Genomic DNA, 1,456 nt, shown 5'->3' with positions numbered 1-1,456 from the left:
GGGGGGGGCGGACGACTCGGAAGGGACGGGCGGAGGCGGCTCGGCGGGCGAGGCATTCCCGGGTGCCGGGGGCTTGGAGGGGCCGACGGCTGCCCGGACACCGCAGGCCGCCCGCCGGACGAGGCCGGGGGAGGGGAGTTCGGGCGACCGCGCTCCCCGGTCCCGTGGTCTCACGTCCACGGATTGGCCCGCCGTACTCTCCTCGTCACCCGCCGCTGTCCAACGGGCCGTCGAGCCGGGCACGGGTCCGGTCGTGGCGCCCGCCGACAGCGGCCATCAGCCGGTCGTCCCCGGGGTTCCGCTCGTACGGCGGGTGGCGGTCGTGCCGCTCGCAGCCGTCGACGGAACCGCGCCCCGCCCCGCTTCCGGCGGGTCCGCCTCGCAGGCACGGCCCGGAGCGTCCAGGCCGGACTCCGGCCGTGTGTCGCGGACTTCGGCCGGTTCCGGGGACCGTACGCCTGCGGATCCGGCCGCCCGACGCCCTGCGAAGGAGACGACTCTGTCGCAGCCGGCGGCACCCCGCGCCTCCCTGGCCGACGGGTCCCGGCCGGCCGTCTCGCTCAGCCCGCCGGGGCCGCGCCTGACCGTCGCCCGTCGCCCGGCCGGACCCGTGCGCCGAGTCGCCGCCGTGCGGCCCGCCGCCACCCCGGCGTCCGACACCGCCACAGCGACCGACACCTCCGGTACGACGGAACCGGCCCGTACGAGCACGGACTCCACCCCCGTGCAGCGCACCGCCGCGCCCGTGCGAAGCCGCGCGCCCCTCGGCGCCCCGCTGAGTGAACTCCCCTCCACGGCAACACCGTTGGCGCAGGATGCCCCCGTGCCCGGACCCGCATCCGGTCCGGCACTGCCCGTCGTCCAGCGCGAGACCGGCGCATCGGGGCCGTCCGCCGGCGGTACCAGCGGTACGAGCGGTACGAGGGCTACGGACGCAACGGCACCCGCTGTCCCGGCCGACGCCCCGCGCCGGGCCCCCGCCCCCGCCAGCACGGGAGCCCGCAGGCGCGGTGGCCTGGGTGCTCCGCTGCCCGCGCTGCCGTCGAGCGCCGAACTGCCCGGTTCCGCCGCACCTCGTGCTTCCGTTACGACGCCCGGCCCGGACGGCCGGCGCGCTCCGGTACGACAGGACCGGAGCTCCGCGACCGCTCCGGTGCGGCCCACCGGGGCCGAACCCCTCGCTCCGGGAGCGGACACCCCGCTGCTGGGGACGGCCGACATCCAGCGCCGCCTCGCGGACCACCCCACCCCCGGGGCCACCGCCAGAACCGTTCCCGCCGAGCATGCGAACGCGCCCGCCACACCACTGGTGACACCGCCCCCGGCCGCCGGGTCCGACGGCCCGGCACCGGCAGGCGCCGCAGGCAAGGAGCCCCCGGCGGCAGACGCGCCACGACCCGGCACGACGCACAGCGGACCAGGGACCCGCAGGCAACGGCCCCAAGGCCCCGGTGCC

The 1,456-nt window shown here is 78.8% G+C and carries 1 protein-coding gene; it reads right to left on the bottom strand.

Going from position 1 to position 1,456, the window contains the following annotated elements; genetic code table 11:
• Window positions 1-276: 276 nt before the first annotated feature.
• Window positions 277-720, bottom strand: a complete 444-nt coding sequence (locus CCL05_RS44665) for a hypothetical protein (RefSeq protein ID WP_244204639.1) — start codon at window positions 718-720, stop codon at window positions 277-279.
• Between the last annotated feature and the right edge of the window lie 736 nt (window positions 721-1,456).

Origin of the sequence: Streptomyces africanus, assembly GCF_002150735.1 — a bacterium.
Lineage (GTDB): Bacteria > Actinomycetota > Actinomycetes > Streptomycetales > Streptomycetaceae > Streptomyces > Streptomyces africanus.
Note: the sequence above shows the minus strand (reverse complement) of the source record. Positions and strands in the feature narration are given on the sequence as shown.